At 65.5% G+C, this 21,463-nt stretch carries 23 protein-coding genes; 9 read left to right on the top strand and 14 right to left on the bottom strand.

Features of this window, described 5'->3' with window-relative positions; translation table 11 throughout:
- Positions 1-8: 8 nt before the first annotated feature.
- Positions 9-1,196 (top strand): MFS transporter, encoded by a 1,188-nt coding sequence (locus ACMZPQ_RS01725; protein ID WP_197582200.1) that lies wholly within the window; start codon positions 9-11, stop codon positions 1,194-1,196.
- Between the two features lie 48 nt (positions 1,197-1,244).
- Here the strand turns inward: ACMZPQ_RS01725 and ACMZPQ_RS01720 are convergent, their stop codons facing one another.
- From ACMZPQ_RS01720 to ACMZPQ_RS01700, 5 genes are all read right to left on the bottom strand, one after another.
- Positions 1,245-1,922 carry a DUF2058 family protein gene (locus ACMZPQ_RS01720; RefSeq protein ID WP_197582199.1) on the bottom strand — a complete coding sequence of 226 codons (678 nt, stop codon included), beginning with the start codon at positions 1,920-1,922 and terminating at the stop codon, positions 1,245-1,247.
- A gap of 10 nt (positions 1,923-1,932) precedes the next feature.
- Complete coding sequence (locus tag ACMZPQ_RS01715; RefSeq protein ID WP_197582198.1) at positions 1,933-2,172, bottom strand: SlyX family protein; 240 nt, start codon at positions 2,170-2,172, stop codon at positions 1,933-1,935.
- Entirely contained in the window at positions 2,165-3,514 is a 1,350-nt protein-coding gene (locus tag ACMZPQ_RS01710; protein WP_197582197.1) for a UDP-glucose dehydrogenase family protein, read from the bottom strand. Before ACMZPQ_RS01710 ends, ACMZPQ_RS01715 begins: the two co-directional genes overlap by 8 nt.
- A gap of 23 nt (positions 3,515-3,537) precedes the next feature.
- Positions 3,538-4,515 carry an FKBP-type peptidyl-prolyl cis-trans isomerase N-terminal domain-containing protein gene (locus ACMZPQ_RS01705; RefSeq protein WP_197582196.1) on the bottom strand — a complete coding sequence of 326 codons (978 nt, stop codon included), beginning with the start codon at positions 4,513-4,515 and terminating at the stop codon, positions 3,538-3,540.
- 96 nt (positions 4,516-4,611) lie between these two features.
- Positions 4,612-5,199: a glutathione peroxidase gene (locus ACMZPQ_RS01700; protein WP_312646545.1), complete on the bottom strand. Its 588-nt coding sequence runs from the start codon at positions 5,197-5,199 to the stop codon at positions 4,612-4,614.
- A gap of 366 nt (positions 5,200-5,565) precedes the next feature.
- Between ACMZPQ_RS01700 and ACMZPQ_RS01695 the strand changes: the two genes are divergently transcribed.
- The 7 genes from ACMZPQ_RS01695 (at position 5,566) to ACMZPQ_RS01665 (ending at position 10,146) form a co-directional block, all read left to right on the top strand.
- Positions 5,566-5,802, top strand: coding sequence for a hypothetical protein (locus ACMZPQ_RS01695; RefSeq protein WP_197582195.1), 237 nt, complete (start codon positions 5,566-5,568; stop codon positions 5,800-5,802).
- A gap of 2 nt (positions 5,803-5,804) precedes the next feature.
- Entirely contained in the window at positions 5,805-6,164 is a 360-nt protein-coding gene (locus tag ACMZPQ_RS01690; RefSeq protein WP_005410261.1) for a GntR family transcriptional regulator, read from the top strand.
- Positions 6,164-7,039 (top strand): ABC transporter ATP-binding protein, encoded by an 876-nt coding sequence (locus tag ACMZPQ_RS01685; protein WP_197582194.1) that lies wholly within the window; start codon positions 6,164-6,166, stop codon positions 7,037-7,039. Before ACMZPQ_RS01690 ends, ACMZPQ_RS01685 begins: the two co-directional genes overlap by 1 nt.
- A complete protein-coding gene (locus ACMZPQ_RS01680; RefSeq protein WP_197582193.1) occupies positions 7,036-8,064 on the top strand; it encodes an ABC-2 transporter permease in 1,029 nt (342 codons plus the stop codon). Before ACMZPQ_RS01685 ends, ACMZPQ_RS01680 begins: the two co-directional genes overlap by 4 nt.
- A 25-nt stretch (positions 8,065-8,089) precedes the next feature.
- On the top strand, positions 8,090-8,977 hold the full coding sequence (locus tag ACMZPQ_RS01675) for a DUF4097 family beta strand repeat-containing protein (RefSeq protein ID WP_197582192.1): 888 nt from the start codon (positions 8,090-8,092) through the stop codon (positions 8,975-8,977).
- A 30-nt stretch (positions 8,978-9,007) separates the two neighbouring features.
- Positions 9,008-9,619: a DUF2884 family protein gene (locus ACMZPQ_RS01670; RefSeq protein ID WP_197582191.1), complete on the top strand. Its 612-nt coding sequence runs from the start codon at positions 9,008-9,010 to the stop codon at positions 9,617-9,619.
- Positions 9,620-9,720: 101 nt separating this feature from the next.
- Positions 9,721-10,146, top strand: coding sequence for a hypothetical protein (locus ACMZPQ_RS01665; protein ID WP_197582190.1), 426 nt, complete (start codon positions 9,721-9,723; stop codon positions 10,144-10,146).
- A gap of 71 nt (positions 10,147-10,217) precedes the next feature.
- Here ACMZPQ_RS01665 and ACMZPQ_RS01660 read toward each other — a convergent pair whose 3' ends face one another.
- A complete protein-coding gene (locus tag ACMZPQ_RS01660; RefSeq protein WP_197582189.1) occupies positions 10,218-11,657 on the bottom strand; it encodes a class II fumarate hydratase in 1,440 nt (479 codons plus the stop codon).
- A 293-nt stretch (positions 11,658-11,950) separates the two neighbouring features.
- Here ACMZPQ_RS01660 and purB point away from each other — a divergent pair, with 293 nt between their 5' ends.
- The gene (gene purB / locus ACMZPQ_RS01655) at positions 11,951-13,318 is read left to right on the top strand and encodes an adenylosuccinate lyase (protein WP_197582188.1); all 1,368 of its coding nucleotides are present in this window, start codon (positions 11,951-11,953) and stop codon (positions 13,316-13,318) included.
- Between the two features lie 300 nt (positions 13,319-13,618).
- Here the strand turns inward: purB and ACMZPQ_RS01650 are convergent, their stop codons facing one another.
- The 8 genes from ACMZPQ_RS01650 to ACMZPQ_RS01615 all read right to left on the bottom strand — a co-directional run bounded on the left by ACMZPQ_RS01650 (position 13,619) and on the right by ACMZPQ_RS01615 (position 21,457).
- A complete protein-coding gene (locus ACMZPQ_RS01650; RefSeq protein WP_099470411.1) occupies positions 13,619-14,380 on the bottom strand; it encodes a DNA adenine methylase in 762 nt (253 codons plus the stop codon).
- A gap of 146 nt (positions 14,381-14,526) precedes the next feature.
- Positions 14,527-15,273, bottom strand: coding sequence for a hypothetical protein (locus tag ACMZPQ_RS01645; protein WP_024957634.1), 747 nt, complete (start codon positions 15,271-15,273; stop codon positions 14,527-14,529).
- Positions 15,274-15,278: 5 nt separating this feature from the next.
- Positions 15,279-17,543 carry a hypothetical protein gene (locus ACMZPQ_RS01640; protein WP_329752432.1) on the bottom strand — a complete coding sequence of 755 codons (2,265 nt, stop codon included), beginning with the start codon at positions 17,541-17,543 and terminating at the stop codon, positions 15,279-15,281.
- Positions 17,536-17,763 carry a hypothetical protein gene (locus ACMZPQ_RS01635; protein ID WP_024957632.1) on the bottom strand — a complete coding sequence of 76 codons (228 nt, stop codon included), beginning with the start codon at positions 17,761-17,763 and terminating at the stop codon, positions 17,536-17,538. Before ACMZPQ_RS01635 ends, ACMZPQ_RS01640 begins: the two co-directional genes overlap by 8 nt.
- A complete protein-coding gene (locus ACMZPQ_RS01630; RefSeq protein WP_024957631.1) occupies positions 17,763-17,993 on the bottom strand; it encodes a hypothetical protein in 231 nt (76 codons plus the stop codon). Before ACMZPQ_RS01630 ends, ACMZPQ_RS01635 begins: the two co-directional genes overlap by 1 nt.
- A gap of 10 nt (positions 17,994-18,003) precedes the next feature.
- Positions 18,004-18,786: a phage BR0599 family protein gene (locus tag ACMZPQ_RS01625; RefSeq protein ID WP_141097899.1), complete on the bottom strand. Its 783-nt coding sequence runs from the start codon at positions 18,784-18,786 to the stop codon at positions 18,004-18,006.
- Positions 18,783-20,483 carry a hypothetical protein gene (locus ACMZPQ_RS01620; RefSeq protein WP_024957629.1) on the bottom strand — a complete coding sequence of 567 codons (1,701 nt, stop codon included), beginning with the start codon at positions 20,481-20,483 and terminating at the stop codon, positions 18,783-18,785. The genes ACMZPQ_RS01625 and ACMZPQ_RS01620 overlap by 4 nt, the downstream gene beginning before the upstream one ends.
- Positions 20,483-21,457, bottom strand: a complete 975-nt coding sequence (locus ACMZPQ_RS01615; protein WP_414485997.1) for a hypothetical protein — start codon at positions 21,455-21,457, stop codon at positions 20,483-20,485. Before ACMZPQ_RS01615 ends, ACMZPQ_RS01620 begins: the two co-directional genes overlap by 1 nt.
- Between the last annotated feature and the right edge of the window lie 6 nt (positions 21,458-21,463).

Below are 21,463 nucleotides of genomic sequence, written 5' to 3'. Positions count from 1 at the left end.
ATGCCGCGATGACCGTGCCCGTTGCCCGCCTCTCCAGCTTCTACCTGTTCTACTACGCGGCGCTCGGCGCGTTCACCCCGTACTGGAGCCTGTTCCTGACCGAGCGCGGGATGAGCGTCACCGCAATCAGCGTGATGATGGGACTGTGGTACGCGACCCGCGTGGTCGCGCCCAGCACCTGGACCTCGCTGGCAGCGGCTTCGCCCCGACCGATCCGCCTGCTGCGCGTCGGCTGTGTACTGACCCTGGTCAGCTTTGCCGCCTTCCTGCTGCCCTTGCCACAGCCGTGGATGTACCCGGCGATGGTGGTGTTCTGCTTCTTCTACAACGCGGTGATGCCGCAGTTCGAATCGATCACCCTCACCCACCTGGGCAACGACAGCCATCGTTACGGGCTGATCCGGGTCTGGGGATCGCTCGGCTTCATCGCCGTCGTCACCCTGTTCGGCTGGCTGATCGAAGGCGATGGCACCTCCAGCCGCGCAGGCCTGCTGCCGTGGATGATGCTGCCGCTGTTCGTCCTGATCGTGGTCTCGGCCTTCGGCAACCAGTACGCCCGCGATATCGGCAAGGCCGGCGGTGATGCCAGCGGCTTCTGGCAGATCGTCCGGCGGCCGCCGGTGCTGGCGTTCTTCCTGGCCGCCTTCATGGAGCAGCTTTCATTCGGCCCGTACTACACGTTCTTCTCGGTCTACATGGACCATCACGGCTACCGCACGTCCACGCTCGGCCTGCTGTGGACCATTGGCGTGGTGTTCGAAGTGGGCGTGTTCTTCACCATTGGCCGCTTCTTCCGTCGCTACGACGCCAGCTGGATGCTGCTGATTGCACTGGTCAGCTCCTGCCTGCGCTGGGCGGTCACCGCGCTGTTCCCGGAAAACCTGCCGGTGATGCTGCTGGCGCAGACCGCGCACGCGCTGGGCTTTGCTGCCTTCTTCGCGGCCGCGATGCAGATGCTGGCAACCTACTTCCCCGGCCGCCTCAACGGTCATGGCCAGGGCCTGCTGTATGGGTTCTCCTCCGGTGTCGGTGGCGTGCTGGGTGCGCTCATCGCCGGCCAGCTGTGGAAGATCGACGAGGGTCGCACCGCGTTCCTGGCAGGCAGTGGCTTCGCTCTGGTCGGTGCACTGCTGTGCTTCTTCGCGCTGAGCCTGCCGCTGATCCGCGCGCGCCGCAGCGCCGCGTACACCCCATAACGAAAACGCCGGGCACTGCCCGGCGTCTTCCTCATCCTGCAGCTCCGTTTACCAGACCAGGTCGTCCGGCACCTGGTACTGCGGATCGGCGTAAGGATCGTCCTCGGCCGGTGCATTCGGATCGACCTTCAGCGCCACCGACGCGGCAAACACCGCTTCGGACTGTGCCAGCACCTCGGCGGTCACCAGCAGGTAACGACCATTGAGCTGCACCACGCCCAGTTCACCGGCATTGAGCGCGGTCAGCTGTTCGGCCGTCACGTAGATGCGCTTGATCTTGCCGCCATACGGGAAGTGGCGGGCGATGTCTGCCTCTTCGGCATTCAGGCCCTTGTCCTTCAGCAGTTCTTCCAGCTTGGCCTTGGCCTCGCGGCGCACGCGTGCCTCTTCCTGCTTCAGGCGCTCGGTTTCGATGCGCTCTTCCTTTTCGCGTTGCGCACGGATGGCGTAGGCCTTGGCCAGGTCCATCTCTTCGGCGCTGCGCGGCTTGCGAGGGCCCTGCGGGCCTTGGCCACGCGCCGGGCCACCCGGCCTGCCCGGGCCATGCCCACGGCGTTCGCCAGGCTTGTGTTCGCCCTTGCCTGCGCCCTGCGGCTTTGCATGGCTGTTGTTGCCACCCTTGCCCTGCGGGCGGCCGTCACGGCGGGGGCCATCATTCTTGCGCTCGGGCTTGGGCGCGGGCTTGAAGCCCAGGCCCATCAGCTGGTCGCGGAGGGTATCGCTCATAGGGATCGGATCAGTAGTGCGGCGGCGGCGGTTCGCTCGCCGGATCGGAAGAATTCAGTGCGTTGCGGACCTTGCCGAGATCTTCCAGCAGCACGCGCAGCACATCGGCATTGCGCATGCCCTGCATGCGGGCGTCGGCCAGCGCATCGCTCAGTTCGGCCAGCGCATGTTCCTGGAAGGACACGCGCATTTCCAGTTCGACCAGGCGCGCTTCCAGCGCCTGCTCACGCTCGGTCGGCAGCTCAGACATGCAGCGAACGTCCCCGGCCGATGCCGTAGTACGCCAGGCCTGCAGCTTCCACTTCAGCCGGCTCGTACAGGTTGCGGCCGTCGAACACCGCGGCGTCCTTCAGCTGCTCGCGCAGCTTCTGGAAATCGGGGCTGCGGAACTGCTTCCACTCGGTGACCACCACCAGCGCATCGGCACCCTGCAGCGCTTCGTCGGCACTGTTGCAGAACACCAGATCATCGCGCTCGCCAAAGATGCGCTGCGATTCATGCATGGCCTCCGGGTCGTAGGCACGCACCGTAGCACCGCCCTCCCACAGCTGCGCCAGCAGGCGGCGGCTGGAGGCTTCGCGCATGTCGTCGGTGTTCGGCTTGAACGCCAGGCCCCACACGGCGAAGGTCTTGCCGCGCACGCCTTCGTCCTCACCCTTGTCGTAGTGACGCTGGATGAGGGCGAACAGGTGGCCCTTCTGCGATTCGTTGACCGCTTCCACCGCGTTCAACAGCATCGGCTCAAGGCCATGCTGCTGCGCCGTGCGGGCCAGCGCCTGCACATCCTTGGGGAAACACGAGCCACCGTAGCCGGCACCCGGGTAGATGAAGTGCCAGCCGATGCGCGGGTCCGAACCGATGCCCTGACGGACCTGCTCGACGTCGGCACCGACGCGTTCGGCGATGTTGGCGATTTCGTTCATGAACGAAATCTTGGTCGCCAGCATCGCGTTGGCCGCGTACTTGGTCAGTTCGGCCGAACGCACGTCCATTTCCACCACGCGGTCGTGGTTGCGGTTGAACGGCGCGTACAGGCGGCGCATCACCGCCACCGACTCGTCGCTGGTCGCACCGATGATGATGCGGTCCGGGCGCATGCAGTCGGCGACCGCGTCGCCTTCCTTCAGGAATTCCGGATTGGACACCACGTCGAAGGCGATGTCCGCACCGCGTGCCGCCAGCTCTTCGGCAATGGCGGCACGCACCTTGTCGGCGGTACCGACCGGCACCGTCGACTTGTTGACCACCACGGTCGGCACGCTCATGTGCCGGCCGATGGTGCGGGCCACGGCCAGCACGTACTGCAGGTCGGCGCTGCCATCCTCGTCCGGCGGCGTGCCCACGGCGATGAACACCACCTGGCCATGCGCGATCGCAGCCGCGGCATCGGTGGTGAATGCCAGCCGCGATGCGGCATGGTTGGCCTTCACCATCGGCTCCAGGCCGGGCTCGTAGATCGGGATGATGCCCCGGTTGAGGCCATCGACCTTGGCCTGGTCGATATCGACGCAGACCACCTGGTGGCCGACATCAGCCAGGCAGGTACCGGTCACCAGCCCTACGTAACCCGTACCGAAAATCGCAACGCGCATGTCCGTATTCGCTCCTCGATGACTTACGGCAGAACGCCGAGCAGTTCGACATCGAACGTCAGGGTTGCGTTCGGACCGATCGGGCCACCCGGGGTGCCGTTTTCGCCATAGGCCAGGTTGCCCGGGATCCAGAAGCGGTACTTCGAGCCGACCGGCATCAGCGCCACGCCTTCGGTCCAGCCCTTGATCACCTGGTCCAGGCCGAACTCGGCCGGCTGGCGGCCGTAGGAGCTGTCGAACACGGTGCCGTTGAGCAGCTTGCCTTCGTAGTTCACGCGCACCTTGCTGCTCGGCAGCGGACGCTCGCCGCTGCCCGGGCGGATGATCTGGTACTGCAGGCCCGAGGCGGTGGTCACCACGCCCGGCTGGGTCTTGTTCTTGGACAGGAAGGCATTGCCTTCTTCGCGGTTGGTCTGCGCGGCGGCGGCGGCCTTGGCCTGCATTTCAGCTTGCTTGCTGCCCATGAAGGCCTGGATGGTGGCGGTCGCGTCAGCTTCCGTCATCTTCGGCTGGCCCTTGCTCAGGCCCGTGCTGATTGCGTCAAACAGCGAGGCAACGTCGATGTCGTCCTTCAGCTGCGCCAGCGACGGACCGACCGAGTACGAACCGATCATCTGCGACACCTTGACGCGATCGACCTTGGGAGGCTGCGAGCCCGGTGCCACACCCGGCACCTGCTGGCCGCTGCGGGCCATCACGACCTGGCGCAGTGCCGCGTCGGTGGCCTTGGCCTGTTCCTGGGTGATCTGCGGCTGCAGGCCTTCGAAGGAGCGCTCCACGGCGGTGCGCAGCGCGGCCACGTCGATCTCATCGGCAATCGGGGTGAACGACTTGGCCACGTCCAGGCCAATGGCGTAGCCCAGCTTCTGCTTGGGGGAATTCAAGGTTGCGGTCTCCTTGGCGGCTGCGGGGGCAGCCGGTTGTTGCGACAGAGCGACACCCGAAGTGCCCATCGCCAGAATCAGAACCGACGCCGCGGCGCCGCGCATTCCCATCTTCATTCGCTGCATTCCTGAAAGTGTCCGGGCGCCGACGTCGGCGCGAAAAAAAGCATTGTCGCACGCATGCCCTCGATGTCGAAGCATCCGTGCTGCATCTCAATGTGTGGCGGATGCGGCCAGCGCCTTGTCGATGGCGGCGGTCAGCTGCGGATCGTCCGGCGTCACCTTGCTGGCGAACTGCGCGATGACCTTGCCATCGCGGCCGACCAGGTACTTGTGGAAATTCCAGCCAGGCGCGACGCCGGTCGCTGCGGTCAGGCGCTGGTACAGCGGCGTTGCTTCGGCGCCCACCACATGCACTTTCTGGAACATCGGGAACTTGACGCCGTAGGTCAGCGTGCAGAAATCCTGGATCTGCTTCTCATCACCCGGCTCCTGGCCCTTGAAATCGTTGGACGGGAAACCGAGCACGGCAAAACCGCGGCCGGCATAGCGCTTCTGCAGCGCCTCCAGGCCTTCGTACTGAGGCGTATAGCCACACTTGCTGGCGGTGTTGACTACCAGCAGGACCTGCCCGTGGTAGCGCTGCTGCAGGTTGACCTGCTGCTTGCCGGCCAGCGGGCGATAGTCCAGGTCGAGAAGGTCGGCCGCCAGCACATGGGCGGAACCGGCCAGGCCGGCCACCAGCAGGGTCAGCAGGGACAAGCCGCGCAGGCGGCGCGGGATAACGGTCGGCAGGGGCATCGAGAGCAGTCCACGGTAGCCATTCACAGGGCCGGCCGGTAGCGGCCGGGAATCGGCCGAACTATAGCACCGGGCCCTGTTCCGCCTTGTTGCGGCAGGCGCGGCCGGCTTTGCGCGGCGTGGCGTTTGCCTGTGCGCCCCACCGACGATAGCGTGGTGATGACATAGCATGGACAACACTGAATGGAAGGAGCGACGGAAGCGACCCGCGCGACAGATTTATTTCCCTTTTAAATCAACTAAATAGGGGAATATTTCAGCCTTTTGACCACCCCTGCCATCAGTTGGGGACGGCAAGGGGTTGCACCCAGGCGTGCCGGTGTTATAGTTGCATACAACACCAGTCACCTGAGACAGGGGGAAGCCATGAACGTCCAGATCCGTCGCAAGCTCACCGCACCCGCGGCCGCTGCTGTTTCGACCCTGATCGTGCTGGCCTGGCTGGCCGCGCCAACCTCCCCCGCCTCTCCCGACAGTGCGCAGGACGCGACCGTTTCATCGGCCGGAAACTCCGACTCCTCCCCCCCTCCCCCGCGTCGGCTGCACAGCTCCCTGTCCATGCCGTATTTCTCGTTCGCCCAGCCGCTGACCCCACGGAGCTGACCATGAGCGACATCCAGTGGAGCGACGGCGCTCCCATCTACCGTCAGTTGAAGGAGCGCGTGATCGCCATGATGCTCGACGGAATCCTCAAGCCGGGCGATGCCCTGCCTTCGGTGCGCCAGGTGGCCGCCGACTACCAGCTCAACCCCATCACCGTTTCGCGCGCTTATCAGGAACTGGCCGACGAAGGCCTGGTCGAGAAGCGCCGCGGCCTGGGCATGTTCATGACCGAGCAGGCCGCCACGCAGCTGCGCAGCAGCGAGCGCGAGCGCTTCCTCAACGAAGAGTGGCCGGCCGTGCTGGAGCGCATCCAGCGCCTGGGCCTGAGCCTCGACGAATTGTTGCCCCAGGGGAAAGTCTGATGAATAGCACCGCAAGCGAACCGGTCATCACCGCCCGCGGCCTGCGCAAGGCCTACAAGACCACGGTCGCCCTCGACAATGCCAGCTTCAGCATTCCGAGTGGACGCATCGTCGGCCTGATCGGCCCCAACGGCGCCGGCAAGACCACCGCACTGAAGGCCCTGCTCGGGCTGACCTCGGTAGAGGGCGAACTGAGCGTGCTCGGCCGCGACCCGCGGCTGCACCGCGACGAGCTGATGAACGACATCTGCTTCATCGCCGACGTTGCGGTGCTGCCGCGCTGGCTGAAGGTGCGCGAGGCGATCGACTTTGTCGCCGGCGTGCATCCACGCTTCGACCGCGCCCGCTGCGAGCGTTTCCTGGCCAATACCAAGCTGCAGCCGAAGCAGCGCGTGCGCGAACTGTCCAAGGGCATGATCGTGCAGCTGCACCTGGCGCTGGTGATGGCCATCGATGCCCGCATCCTGGTGCTGGACGAGCCCACACTGGGCCTGGACATCCTGTACCGCAAGGAGTTCTACCAGCGCCTGCTGGAAGACTATTTCGACGAACAGAAGACCATCATCGTCACCACCCACCAGGTGGAAGAGATCGAGCACATCCTCAGCGACGTGATGTTCATCCGCGACGGCCGCATCGTGCTCGACGCCGAAATGGACGACGTCAGCCAGCGCTACACCGAGCTGCTGGTCAACGCCGACCAGCTCGATACCGCGCGTGCACTGAAGCCGATCGACGAGCGCAGCCTGGCGTTCGGCAAGACCGTGATGCTGTTCGATGGCGTACCGCGCGACCAGCTTTCGACCCTTGGCGAGACCCGCATCCCGGGCCTGGCCGACCTGTTCGTCGCCATCATGAAGGGGACCTACGCATGAATGCCGTCAACCACCCCGTCAGCCCCCTCGGCACCCTGCGCTGGCTGCTCAAGCGCGAGTACTGGGAAAACCGCGGCGGCTTCCTGTATGCCCCGTTGATCGCCGGCCTGATCTCGCTGGTGATGAGCACGGTCGGCATCGCCTTCGGCCTGTTCGCACTGAACCGCGCTGCACGCAACGGTGCGCTGCATGTCGATGGCGAAAGCGTGAACGTCAACGGCCTGGACCTGGCACTGCTCACCCGCAACATCGACAGCAAGGACCTCACCGACCTCGGCAACGGCCTCGACCTGACCCTGGTGCTCAGCTCGGCCTGGCCCTTCCTGGTGCTGGCCTTCGTTGTGTTCTTCTACTGCCTGGGCGCCCTGTACGACGACCGCCGCGACCGCAGCATCCTGTTCTGGAAGTCATTGCCGCTGTCGGACACCCAGACCGTGCTGTCCAAGGTGATCAGTGCACTGATCGTGGCACCGCTGATTGCCGTGGTCGCCGGCATCATCACCATGTTCGGCTTCATGCTGATCATCAGCATCGTCGCGCTGATGCACGGCGGCAGCCCGATGGCGCTGATCTGGGGCCCGGCCAGCCCGTTGACCCTGGCCGCCGGGCACCTGAGCTGGATTCCGGTGTACGCGCTGTGGGCGCTGCCCACCGCAGGCTGGCTGCTGCTGTGCTCGGCCTGGGCCAAGAGCAAGCCATTCCTGTGGGCGGTGATGCTGCCGCTGTTTGCCGGCGTCATCGTCAGCACCACCAAGATCATGCCGCTGTTCGGGATGACCACGGGCTGGTTCTGGCAGAACATCGTCGGCCGCCTGCTGCTGGGCGGCGTGCCGGGCATGGACCTGCTGTACCGCCTCAGCGCCGGTGAAGGTTCGCGCCGCGACCTGGATTCGGTGGTCAGCCTGATGTCCCCGGCCTCGCAGCTGAAGTCGCTGGCGATGCCGGAACTGTGGATCGGCGCGGCCGTCGGTGCAGTGTTCATCTTCCTCGCCATCCGCCTGCGCAAGCGCGCCGGCGAGATCTGATTCCATCCACCCGGAGGCACCACCCATGCGTTCCCTGCTCGCCTGTTCCGCGTTGTTGCTGTTGCCGCTGTCGGCACTCGCTGCCGATGCCCCGAACTGCAAGTTCACTGCTGCGCGCACGTTGAAGCTGGACGTGGCCGGTGCCAAGGCGGTGGTGATCGAGGTCAACCAGCACGACCTGAAGGTGGTTGCCAGCGCCGGTGGCGGCCAGCTGGACGGCCGCGCCTGTGCCTCCAGCCAGGAATGGCTGGACCAGCTGGTGCTGGACCAGCGCCGCGAGGGCGACAAACTCGTGGTGAGCCTGCGCCGCGACGGCCGCCACAGCGGCATCAGCCTCGGCAACAGCTACGCCTGGCTGGACATCCGCGGCAGCGTGCCGGACAACCTGCCGCTGCAGCTGAAGGTCGGCTCGGGCGACGCCAGCGTGGAAAACGCGCAGTCGCTCAGCGTGGATGTCGGCTCAGGCGATGCGGTCGCCCGAGGTACCCGCGGCAGCATCCATGCGGCAGTAGGCTCGGGCGACCTCAACATCGATGGCGGCAGCTCGCTGAACCTGCTGTCGCTGGGTTCGGGCGACGTCAACGCCCGCAACATCGGTGGTGACGCCATCACCGGCACGGTCGGTTCGGGCGACCTGAAGATCACCGATGTGCGTGGCAACGCGCGGCTGGATACGGTCGGATCGGGCGACATCGAGTTCAAGCGCGTGCAGGGCGGCGTCGAGGTCGGCGTGGTCGGCTCCGGCACCGTCGAACTGGCCGACATCGGCGGCAACGTGCATGTACGCAGCCACGGCTCGGGTGACGTCCAGGTCGACGGCGTGCGCGGCAGCCTGACCGTCGATCACAGCGGTAGTGGTGATGTCGAACATCGCAACGTCAGCGGCCGGGTCACCCTGCCGCGCGGCAAGTAATCCTCTTCCAGACACGTCCAGGGGAACACCATGAATCTGTTGCGCCTGCTGCCCGCCACCTTGCTGTGCCTGCCGCTGATGGCCTGCGGCGGCACCTCATCCGCCCCCGACAAGACCGTTGGCAAGAGCATCGCCGAAGCCACCAGTGGCGTTGGCCAGACCGTCAAGGAGGCCATGGAAGATGCCCGCAAGGAGATCACCGAGGGCAACATCAAGATCTCTTCGGCCAACCAGCCACGGGCCGAGATCACGCCCGACGGCCATCTGCTGATCGGTGGCAAGGATGTCCCGGTCGATGCCAACCAGCGCCGCCATCTGCAGGCCTACCGCAGCCAGGTAGTGGCCGTGGCCACTGAAGGCATGGCGATCGGCGTGGCCGGTGCCAAACTCGGCACCGATGCCGCCGGGGACGCACTGAAGGGCATCTTCAGTGGCGATACCGACGGCTTGGAGAAGCGCGTCAACGCCCAGGCCGCAAAGATCGAGGCCCAGGCCAAGCGCATCTGCGAACGGCTGCCGGCGATGCTGGCCAGCCAGCAGGCACTGGCGCGCGAACTGCCGGAGTTCAAGCCGTACGCAACCATGGACCAGAGCGACGTGGACGACTGCGGCAAAAACAACGCGGTCACGTTCTCCAACTGAGACAAATAGACGCACCCGACCGGTAGCGGCCCGCCGTTACCGGTCCTGCGGCGTTGGCGGGCTTACAATGGTGGCCCCCGGATGCCCCCGAACCGAACGCCATGAAGAAGCTGTTCCTGCTGCTGGCCGCCCTGCTCTGCCTGGGCCTGGCCGGCTGTGACAAGGATTACCGCAACCACCGCGCCGAGCGCGGCAAGCCGAAGATTTCCGTCAGCGAAGGCATGGTCACCGTGCGTCGCCCGCCGGCACCGAACATCATCATCCTCGGCGATGGCACGATGAAGGTGGACGAGATCCAGATTCCGCTGGACGACGCGCAGAAACAGATGCTGCAGACCATGTTCGGCAAGCTGCAGGTGCTGCGCCAGAACACCCTGGTCGCCGCCCCGGCCGACCCGAACATGCAGCCGGTGAAGATCCAGCCGCCGGAGGGCATGGAGGTGATTCCGGCAGACCTGGTCCAGCGCATCCCCGAATTCAAGGACTACACCGATACCTTCGGCAACATCGTCGCCGACCGCCGCTGAAGCAGAAACGCCGCCCCAGGGCGGCGTTTCTGCGTGTGGTGGGTGCGGACCTTGATCCGCACGCCGTTCGATCAACCGCCGGCGCCACCGCCTCCGGCCTGGATGCCACCGGCAGTCAGCGCGGTCGGGTCCAGCAGGCGGCGCAGCTCAGCCTCTTCCAGGCCACTGTCCTCCAGCGCCACATCCAGCACCGGGCGCTGTTCCTTGTAGGCACGCTTGGCAATCGCCGCCGCCTTTTCGTAGCCGATGATCGGGTTCAGCGCAGTGACCAGGATCGGGTTGCGTGCCAACGCCTCAGCCACGCGGTCCTCGCGCACCTTCAGGCCGGCGATGGCGCTGTCGGCCAGCAACGTGGACACATTGGCCAGCAGGCCGATGCCATCGAGCAGGTTGACCGCGATCAACGGCAGGGTGACGTTGAGCTGGAAGTTGCCGGTCTGACCGGCCACGGTGATCGCGGTGTGGTGGCCGATCACCTGTGCGCAGGCCATCACCGTCGCTTCTGGAATCACCGGGTTGACCTTGCCCGGCATGATCGAGCTGCCCGGCTGCAGCGCCGGCAGTTCGATCTCGCCCAGGCCGGCCAGCGGACCGGCGTTCATCCAGCGCAGGTCATTGGCGATCTTGATCAGCGCCACCGCCAGCGCATTGAGCTGGCCGGACAGTTCAACCGCATCGTCCTGCGCGGCCAGGCCTTCGAACTTGTTCTCGGCGCTGTCGAACTTGACCGACGTCTGCTGCTTCAGTGCCTTGGCCACCTGCGCGCCGAAGCGCGGGTCGGCATTGATGCCGGTGCCGATCGCGGTCCCGCCCAGCGGCAGGCGGCGAACGCGCTTGAGGCTGTCCTCGATGCGTTCCTGCGCGGAGGCGAGCTGGGCCGACCACGCGCCGAACTCCTGCTCGAAGGTCAGCGGCATCGCATCCATCAGGTGGGTGCGGCCGGTCTTGACCACCTTGCGCAGGCTGCGGCCCTTCTTGTCCAGGGTCTTGCGCAGGTGCACCAGTGCCGGCAGCAGCTGTTCGTGCGTTGCCAGCACCGCCGACACGCGCAGCGCGGTCGGGATCACGTCGTTGGAGCTCTGCCCCTGGTTGACGTGGTCGTTGGGGTGCACCACGGTCTTGCCGGCCTTGCCCGCGCGGTTGGCGAGGGTGGCGATGACCTCGTTGGCATTCATGTTCGACGACGTGCCCGAACCGGTCTGGTAGACGTCGATCGGGAAGTGCGCGTCCCAGTCACCGGCAGCCACTTCCGCGGCAGCCGTCTGGATGGCCTTGGCCACGGTCTTGGGCAGGTGGCCCAGCTCGGCGTTGACGCCGGCGGCAGCGCCCTTGACCAGGCCCAGCGCGCGGATGAAACCACGCGGCATGCGCTGTCCCGAGACCGGGAAATTCTGCACGGCACGCTGGGTCTGCGCGCCCCACAGGGCATCGGCAGGCACCTGCAGCTCGCCCATGCTGTCATGTTCGATCCGGAACCCTGCGGTTCCACCCTTGCTTGCAGCTTTGCTCATTGCATCGACTCCGCACTACTTCAGTTGGGGAAAGGGAAGCGGCGGCTGGCAGGGTGTCGCTTCCCGGGCTGGCGGCTGTGACAACGATACTCCCTTGCCTGCGGCGTGGGATGACGAGGGCGGGCCAGATCGTTCCGCCTGCACGGCCGTTCCGCGCGCGCAAGGGTAGTGCCGGCCGCTGGCCGGCAGCGCATGGAATCGCTCGCCGGGCGTGGTCGCCGGCCAGCGCCCGGCACTACCTGACCGGCACGTCGTAGAATATGGCCCCCGCCGCTCGTCCCCGCCCTGCCGACATGTCCGATTCCGCTCTGCTCGCCCTGTCCCCGCTCGATGGCCGCTACGCCGGCAAGGTCGACGCCCTGCGCCCGATCTTCTCCGAATACGGCCTGATCAAGGCCCGCATCGTGGTCGAAGTGGAATGGCTGCTGGCCCTGGCCGCCGAACCGGGCATCGTCGAACTGGCGCCGTTCTCCGACGCCGCCGTCGCCCGCCTGCGCGACCTGGCCGCCCGCTTCAGCCCGGCCCAGGCCGCGCGCGTGAAGGAGATCGAGCGCACCACCAACCACGACGTCAAGGCGGTGGAGTACTTCATCAAGGAACAGCTGAAGGACGACGCCGAGCTGGCCCCGGCGCTGGAATTCGTGCATTTCGCCTGCACCAGCGAAGACATCAACAACCTCAGCTACGGCCTGATGCTGGAACAGGCCCGCCGCGAAGTGCTGCTGCCGACCCTGGACGGCATCGCCGCCACCCTGCGCACCCTGGCCCACGCGCAGGCCGGCCAGCCGATGCTGTCGCGCACCCACGGCCAGACCGCCTCGCCAACCACCCTGGGCAAGGAACTGGCCAACGTGGTCGCGCGCCTGGAGCGCCAGCGCAGGCAGATCGCCGCGGTCGAGCTGACCGGCAAGATCAATGGTGCGGTGGGCAACTACAACGCGCACGTGGCCAGCTACCCGGACGTGGACTGGCCGGCCTTCGCCGAGCGCTTCGTGACCAGCCTGGGCCTGGTGTTCAACCCGTACACGACGCAGATCGAGCCGCACGACAACGTCGCCGAAATCGGCGATGCGGCACGCCGCGCCAACATCATCCTGATCGACCTGGCCCGCGATGTCTGGGGCTACATTTCGCTGGGCTATTTCAAGCAGCGCCTGAAGGAAGGCGAAGTCGGCTCGTCGACGATGCCGCACAAGGTCAATCCGATCGATTTCGAGAACGCCGAAGGCAACTTCGGCATCGCCAACGCGCTGTTCGAGCACTTCAGCGCGAAGCTGCCGATCAGCCGCTGGCAGCGTGACCTGACCGATTCCACCGTGCTGCGTGCACTGGGCACCGCGTTCGGCCACAGCCAGGTGGCACTGGATTCGCTGGCCAAGGGCCTGGGCAAGCTGGAAGTGAACCCGCAGCGCCTGGATGCCGATCTGGACGCAGCGTGGGAAGTGCTGGCCGAAGCGGTGCAGACGGTGATGCGCCGCCACGGCCTGCCGAACCCGTACGAGCAGCTGAAGGCGCTGACCCGTGGCCAGGGCATCACCGCCGAGTCGATGCGGGCGTTCGTGCAGGGGCTGGAGCTGCCGGCGGATGCGAAGCAGCGCCTGCTGGAGATGACCCCGGGCAGCTACACCGGCCTGGCGGAGTCGCTGGCGAAGAAGATCTAAGGGGTTTCCCTTTGCGGCGGCGGCCGCGGGCGCTGCCTGCGGCAGGCTTTTACTGCCACGGCAACAGCAACAGCAACATCAACAGCGGCTCTGGATTATTGCCCGGCTTGGCGGGGCGGGTTGGATTCGCGGGGGACGCCGTGAACCCGTCCCTGGGGGCTTGGCCGCGGCATCCATGCCGCGGATGTAACGGCGCGCGATAAATCGCCCGCCACAGGTGAGATAAACGGTGGGGCGTCAATGTTGCGCCCTGCGGAATGAAATTGCACGGGGCGGAAACCGCCCCGTGGCCCGGCCGGACTACCAGGTCGTGTAGATCAACTCCCGCCGCTGCACTGCCTGCCGGCCGATCGTGTAGCGAATCGGCACCACTCGGCACCCGAACTGGCTGAACACCTCCCGCATGGTCGGGTGGTCGTTGATCGTCAGGATGGCCGCGCCCCGCAGCCCAACCATCTGCCGGGCCAGCTCCTGATACTGCTCCATCCCAAAGGGAGTGCCATACCCCTCAGTCTCCCAGTACGGCGGGTCGAGGAAGAACAGGGTATCGGTGGCATCGTACTTGGCCATGCACTGCTGCCAGGCCAGGTGCTCGACGGTGACCTTGTGAAGCCGGAGGTGTGCGGCGCTCAGATCCTCCTCAATACGCAATAGATTGAGGCCCTTGCCGCCCCGTCCGAAACCTGGGGTCTGGCCGGTCGCCTTGCCCCCCCAAGCCAGTCGCTGAAGGTAGTAGAAGCGTGCAGCTCGCTGGATATCGGTGAGGGTGTCCGGATGCTGGAGCTGGCACCAACGGAACATTTCCCGGCTCGTCAGGGCCCATTTGAACTGCCGGACGAACTCTTCAAGGTGGTTGGCCACCACTCGGTACAGGCGTACCAGCTCGCCGTGGCAGTCATTCAGCACTTCTGCCTTGGCCGGCTCTCTCGCGAACAGGAGAGCAGCTCCGCCGGCAAAGGCCTCGACGTAGGTTCGGTGGGGGGCATCGGCCACCAGGGGCAGCAGGTGGGGCAGCAGGCGGGTCTTCCCGCCCGGCCAGGGGAACAGCGTGGTCGTCTTCATTCTCAGCCTCTGCGATGGGTCTGGGCGAGGCTTGTCTCCCCCGCGCGGGGAGCAGGGCCTCGGCCAATAGCACGCGGGCTGTACGCGTGTGTTGCGGCGCCAGGTTGACAGTTCCAGCTGCCAGCCTGGCGCCCTGTTCTAGTCAACTAACGAGCGATACGGAAAGCACGGACGTCGATGTAGAGCCCATTGGAATCAGCGCTACTGATTCGGTAGTCCATTGTCTGGCTGGGCGACAGCACAAGGTCGAAGAACTGACCTACACCGCCTGCGGTCGGCACGCCGAAAAGCTCGGCTGCTACGCCTGGCACGGAGAGGAGACCGAAGCCGCTCGACATCGTATTGGTGAGGATCAGGCTGGCAGCAGTGGCCGTGGGAGGCACTGCGGCTGCCAGAGACACCGTGGTTCGGGTGGTGGCGGTGCCGTTGCTCAGGCAGCGCAGGGGCTGCGTGTTCGCGGGAATTCGATACTCAAAAGAGTCGTTCGTACCGACCTGGAACTGGATGATGTTGGAGGACGCGTCGGTTTTGAAGCTGCCAAGGTAGCGGCGTGAGGAGGCGCCGGTCTTGGCGCGGGCGGTCCCGCTGTAAGGAGCAGCCGGGGCGTCAGTAACAGCCTCGATCGCCGGCGTCGTGCCATTGAGGAACAGATAGACGTGGTACCACGTGTTGGCCGCAAGCGTCAGGCCGCTGAGGGTCAGCGCAGTCGGAACCTCGATAGCCTGCTGCAGCGAGGGAATCCAGGCGCTGCCGCTGGAAACTCGGAACGACTTCGGACCGACGTACTCCATGTTGAGGCCAAGGATGTGGCCCGCCATCGTCCATAGGGCGGCCCCGGCCGCGACCGAGGCCGCACTGGCGGCGGCGAGCTGGGAGAGTTTGACGTCAGGCATTGGGGTTACTCCAGGATGATCGGGTCGCCGGCTTCCGTGACGATGCGGTCGCCCGCCTCGGTCACAAGCTGTGCGCGGTATAGGAAGGTGTGTTGCAGGCGCTGCCAGCTGGTGAAACCGGCTCGGACCGCCTCGATTTCCACGCGCAGCGTCTTGCCGCCGCTGCCGACCGGCGGCAGATAGCTGTCGGTCGTGGTCGTGATGCCAGCCTGCTCACGCACCAGGGTGTTCTGCAGGTACCAGCGGGCGGTGTATGTAGTGCCTGGCTCTGGGCCGATGCTGGACTGTTCGGAGTCGACCAGCTGGTCGGCCTGCAGGAGGCGATCGCGGTGTGCCCAGGTGGCCACCACGGTACCGCCAGTGCCCCAGGCCTCGGCCGGGTACGCGTCGCCATTGATGCGCAAACGGCCCGGCGGGTACGGGCGGACGTGGCGCCGGCGCATCGTCAATGCGATCGCCGTGGCCAGGTCCGGGTTCAGTTCACCCTGGCTGGTGCGGGTGATCAGCTTGGCCTCGGGCGCCTCGTTGGCCAGGTACTCGCGACCATCGAAACCGACGTATTCATCGGTGAACAACACCCGCGAGCCCACCGCATGCTGCACTGGCACGGTGTCGACGCACCCACGGGCCACGGTCAGCGTCGCGGCCACCGGATCTATCGACACCACCCGGACCAGCTCGTCATCGATCAACGCTTCGCTGCCGACCTCAACGGCGTCCAGGCTGACTCCAGCGGCCAGCGAGATCGCAGTCGGCTCGCTCTTGGCAGGCATTGCGGTCGTGAGCAGGCCGGTGGGGGCGAAGTCGGCCGTACCGGCTTCGGCGAATGCAGCGTTGCCCAGGCGGGTCTGCAGGGTGTAGCCGAACGCCACCGAGGACGGCCGCACGCCGATCGAGGTCAGGTAGCCGACGTCTGGCGACAAGGCAGCAAGATCCGGCGCACCGAGCGTGGTGGCCAGGTCACGATAGCTCGCCTCCTGCAGGCGTTGCACCGTGACCGGTTTGGGTTTGGTATCCGGCTCGACCCAGGCGCTATCAGAGGGCTGGATGTAACTGGCAGCCGCCATGCCGGCAACGTCCTGGCCAACGGTCAGCACCACGGCCGTTTCGGTCTGCGTGCCTTCGTCGACGTCCAGAATGCGCACTGGCATGCGGGCCACGCCACGCCGTGGCCACGACAGCGCACGCACCTGACCACGTTCGAAGGGGCCAGCATCGCGCCGCACCCGGATCTTCACCCTGCAGGGCAGGCTGCTTACCGCCGCCACCTCGCGCGCCGCGACGCGGGCGGCGAGCGTGGCGTTCCACAGGCCCGGATAGTTCTTTCGGCTGCTGACCACCCGGCCCTGGGCCTGCACGCTGGCGAGATTCTGATAGGTGACCGCAGCATCCTTGTTGGTGGCGATATCGCGATAGACCACCGTGATCTCGTTGACGCTGTTCTCCAGCATCGGCTGCTGCCACTCCATCATCTCGATGATCTGGCCAGGACCGATCTCTGCCAGAGTGGCCGGGTCATAGTCCGGCCGCACCAGCACCAGCTTGGTCAGACCTGTCACCGGATCTTCAATGCGCATGCCGCCGATGTGGTCGCATACCATGTCCATGAACTCACCGGCGGGCACCGACCTGGACCACTTCAGGCACAAGCCAAGACCTTCATCCTTGAGCACCTGCGCGGCGGCAAGGAAGCTGGCTTCGTCAATCACCTCGATCGGGTGCCCCATACCCTCAGTGCGGACCTGGTAGATGATGTGGGCCGGGTTCATGCCTTCATCGATCTGCACCAGGCCACCCTGCCATAGGCCCTTCTTCCAGCCAGCGCGCCAGCGCGAAACCTTCTTGGTCCAGTTCTTGATGTAGGGGTTCATGGCCGACACCTGGCCGTTGAACACACTTGTGAACAGCCCCCGAGCCGCCGGCCACGGCCCAGGCACCAGCGACTGCAGGTAGGCGCTGGGCATCTGTGTAGGTTCGCCCATGCGCACCTCCAGCTTGCCGACGATCCCGCCTTCACCCTTGTCGCCGCCAAACACTTCGGGAGCAAGAATCGTGATGGTTCGCGAGGAGGTAATCGGCCCCGTGGCCGGCACCGTGAGCGGCACGTTGATGCCGAAAATTTTGGTCCAGGCGGTCTGCACGTTGCCGTCCCACACCATCCGATCGCCGACGCGGATCTCCCGCAAGGCGTCGACCGGCCCAAGGCACTCGCCAAAGTAGATGCCCATGTAGTAGCGGTAGCCGACGGTCTGCTTCTTGCCACTACCCACGGCTGGCCTCCTCGCGTGCTATCAGAGCCAGCCGCTGGGCGAAGGCATCGTCCAGGGCCTCGAACTGCTCGGCCGGCAGGCCTTCGTCCAGGAATTGGCGGAGATCCAGTCCATGCCGGTCCATCCAGGTACGGATGCCTGCAGCGCACAGCACGCCGTTACCCTCGCCAAGCTTTGCGGCGCGAGCATGGTCAACGGTGACCAGGACAGGGCGATTCATCACTTCTTGCCACCCTTGACCTTGATCGGCGTGGTGCGCAGATCCCCGTAGAACAGCACGTTCGGGTCATCGATCCAGTTCGTGCCGAAAACCATTGCGCACTCGCGACCGTCCTCTGCCGTGGGTACGTTGAAATCCTCCAGCGATGCCGGCTTCGGGACTGTAGGTTTTGGGCGCATCACGTAGCTGACGATCAGCGCCACGATCATTACGATGATTTGGACCCACATGGGAGGCTCCTCAGAAGATGGGGTCAGGGCCGAAGGGGTTTTTCTTCGGGATCGTGTGTTGGCCGCCGAAGTTGAGCGAGTTGTTGAACTTTTCGTGGCACACCGATAGCGCGTGGCCGCAACCGGGATAGGCCGAAACAAGTTCACCGGCAGCAAGCGGCGCAGCGGTCAGCAGGGTCAGTACCGGACCTACATGACCGACGACAAAGCGGTACTCAGTGGCGGTGCCCCTTTTCCACTTGATGAAGCCGCCCACGAACCAGCCATCCGGCTTGGTAGCAAAGGCATTGGAAGTGACCGTCTGCGTGGATGCGGCCGACAACACGCCATCGATCCGGAAAGCCTCTGCATTGAGTCCGCAGTCTTCGTCGAACAGCGCAAAGGGGCACGGGCCTTGCCAGCAGCGGCGCAGGCCATTGGTGGCAGCTGCGCCGATGTTGCTCTGGCAGGTCAGCACAAGGTCGTTCTGACGTTCGTTGAAGTCGCTCAACACGCCATTCCACGTGTCGCGGATGACGCCATCGCTCTTGCGCACCCTGCGCCAACGCACCGTGATCCGTTCAGTCGGTGCGAACGGGCGAAGCACCGATGCCAGGGGCAGCGACAGCGGTACCGTCAACTCCAGATTCGACCGGGCCTCCTGCGCCGACTGCCCCAGGCGGCCGCGCTTGATGGCCACGGGGCTGAACTGCTGCGAGTCGTAGAATTCTGCGCTATCGCTGGAGGTGTAGCGCCAGCGCTGAGATCCGCGGCCGAACTCGTACAGCTCCACATGGCGGGAAAACAGGCTCACGATTCACCTTCCTCGGCACCGATGCCGGCAAAGGACACCTTGCAGCGAGCCAGCCCTTCGCCGTCGGTTTCATGGGACAGCTCGACGGTGTCGGAGCTGAGGCGGGCCAGCATCATCCAACTGATCAGGCGAATGGCTGCAGGCTGCAGGGCGATACCGTGGGGCACGTCCAACTGCAGAAACTCGCGCTGCGGATCAAGTTCGGTGGCCTGGACCAGCTGGCGGTAGAGAACCTGGCCATTGAACAGCTCGATGCGCAGATGGCGGCGGCCGGGCTGAGCGCGCCCGAAGCGCGACACGCCTGCCCAAGCCACCACGATGCCACCGGAGGTGGCCAAGGCGGGCTCGATCAGCTCCAGATCATCGGCCCAGGACGGTACCCACAGTGCGGCCGCGCGCCCCTGCAGCCAGTACAGCAGGCTGCGCAGGTTGACCTGCTCGGCGCGGCCCCACGTCTGCCAAGCATGGGTCTGCACCGGCCAGGCCTTGCCCGTGAAGTCATCGATCGCGATCGGACCGATGTCCCCATCAATCACGACCAACTGCCGGCCGAATTCAGCGGTCGGCGATTGGTCCAGGTCAGGCCGTTGCTCAAGTACCGGTCGACCGCGATAGGTGACCGCCGGCGCGACAGAAGGCCAGTCGCAAGTTTCTACGGCCGTCAGGCGAACGGTGGAGCGCACAGCCTGGTCGGTCAGGCGCTCCAGGCTGGGTGTTTCTGCAAGGCGCGCTGTCCTGCAGGGCAACACCCGCGTGCCTGGCGCCCAGGCGTTGGCAGTAGGTCGAGCCAGCTGCAGGGCGTTGCTGGCAATGCCAGCGACCTCGACCAGTTCATAGGTGGTGACGTCCCGCCAGAGCATCGCCAGGCCGCCCTGCCGATAGTCTCGCTGGGTGGCGGCCGGTACCGGAATGGACTGCACGCCCAGTGCCAGGCGCGACTGCAGCCAGGACACGTCATTCCAGATGGGCAGCGCCCAGGTACGTGCCGACCAGTCGAACAACGCGTGCTCCAGCACTTGACGCTCGCGGCGATCGGCCAGGACGCTGAATTCCCAGGAGCGTCGCGGGGAGCCGCGAAGGGGGAAGCGCGCCTCGCCACCGCTGGCGGCCTGCTGAACGTCGGTTGCCCACGCCAGAGTCTCCGACACCGGCCGGGACCAATCTGGCGGCAACATCCACGCCGACATGCGATTGCCGGTGATTGTGACTGTGCGGCTGCCCAGGGCCACGAAGTCGTAGGACAGCGTGGCCGCGATGACGGGCGGCCCCTCGGTAGTGATCGACAGCTGCCACCTGCGCAGCTGCAGCGGCGCGAACGTCAGCGGCGGCGTGCCTGGCCCCACCAGTTCGACACCCTCGCCATTCTCCAGCACCACCGAGGCCAAGGTCTGAGGCTGCAGATAGGCGTTCCAGACCTGCACAAATCGCACCTGGTTGGTCACCAGATTACCGAGGTCAATGCGCAGCGGCAGGATGTGGATTCGGTGGTACCAGTCATCGAAGGAGGTGCGCAGCGCGGGACCGGCCGAGCGCTGTTCGGGTTCGACAATGGTGGCCTCACGTGCCGGGCCCGCCAGCACGCGAGCGCTGGCAAGCGCGCCACGAAATGGCACTGGAATCCGCGTGCGTGCGATGTCCAGGTTCCGGCTTCGCCAGTTCGGCCCCGCGCTGATCGAGGTGGAAAGGAGAAGCGCCATCAGGACTTCCGGACTGCCCAGCCATAGGCGTTGCTTGCCGGAGGCTGGTTCGAACCGCTGGCCATCGTTAGCTTGCGTACCCACGGGAACACAACCCAAGTCTCAGCACCGATCGCGATCTCCTGCTCGGGTTCCAATTTTTCCAGGTAGCAGGCCCGCAGCCCGATCACCTCGCCGATCGGCGACAGGTTGGGGGTGGTTCCAGCTCGCCTGACCCACAACTGGATCGGGTGAAAGATGCTGCGACCGGAAAAGGTGTTCTCATCGGCGTTGCCTAACGCTCGGCCTAGCCAGAGGTGATCAATCGTTATGTCGTTGTATGACCCCTGGTAGCTCGGGCCAACGCCACTGCCAGCCTGACCCTCCGTGCCAAGTGACCCAGCATAGTTGTTGCAGATCATGTGGTAGCTATTGCTACGCCCGTCCTCGATAGAGTCGGCCCGCACCTGTCCGCAACCCAACCCGGTGGTGTATCCAAACAGCACCACCGTTGGGGCGTTGGTACCGATCACACCACTGGAGCTGGTGTTCAGTGGCCAGTATGTGCCATCGACATAGGTACCACCTTCGTAGGCTCCAGCCTTGGCAAGAACCCCAAATGCATGATGCCGATACTCGCCGGCGGTGGCCTGGGCGATGGCGACGTGGATCGCGGTGCCATTGGCGAACAGCTTCACACGCGGGAACGGACCGACCAGGTCGCGGGTCGACACAGCACGGGGAGACTGCAGCGGCTGCGACGCAGGATCGAGCGCGCCGTTGTACCCGACGGACAGGCGCGACTGCAGGCTGAGCTGATCGGTGTTGAACAGGTGAACGTAGTCGGACACGCCAGGGATGCGAACGGTGGCAGTACGATTTGCCCCGGTCACATTGTTGCGTTCAACGGTCCAGCCATTGGCCTGCGCAAATTGCACTACAAGGTCGATCAGGGTCTGCACATTGGGGACGTTGCTGAATTCGGCGTAGGCCATCTCTAC

Source organism: Stenotrophomonas maltophilia, assembly GCF_047497515.2.
Lineage (GTDB): Bacteria > Pseudomonadota > Gammaproteobacteria > Xanthomonadales > Xanthomonadaceae > Stenotrophomonas.
This window is presented reverse-complemented; position numbering and strand designations above follow the sequence as displayed.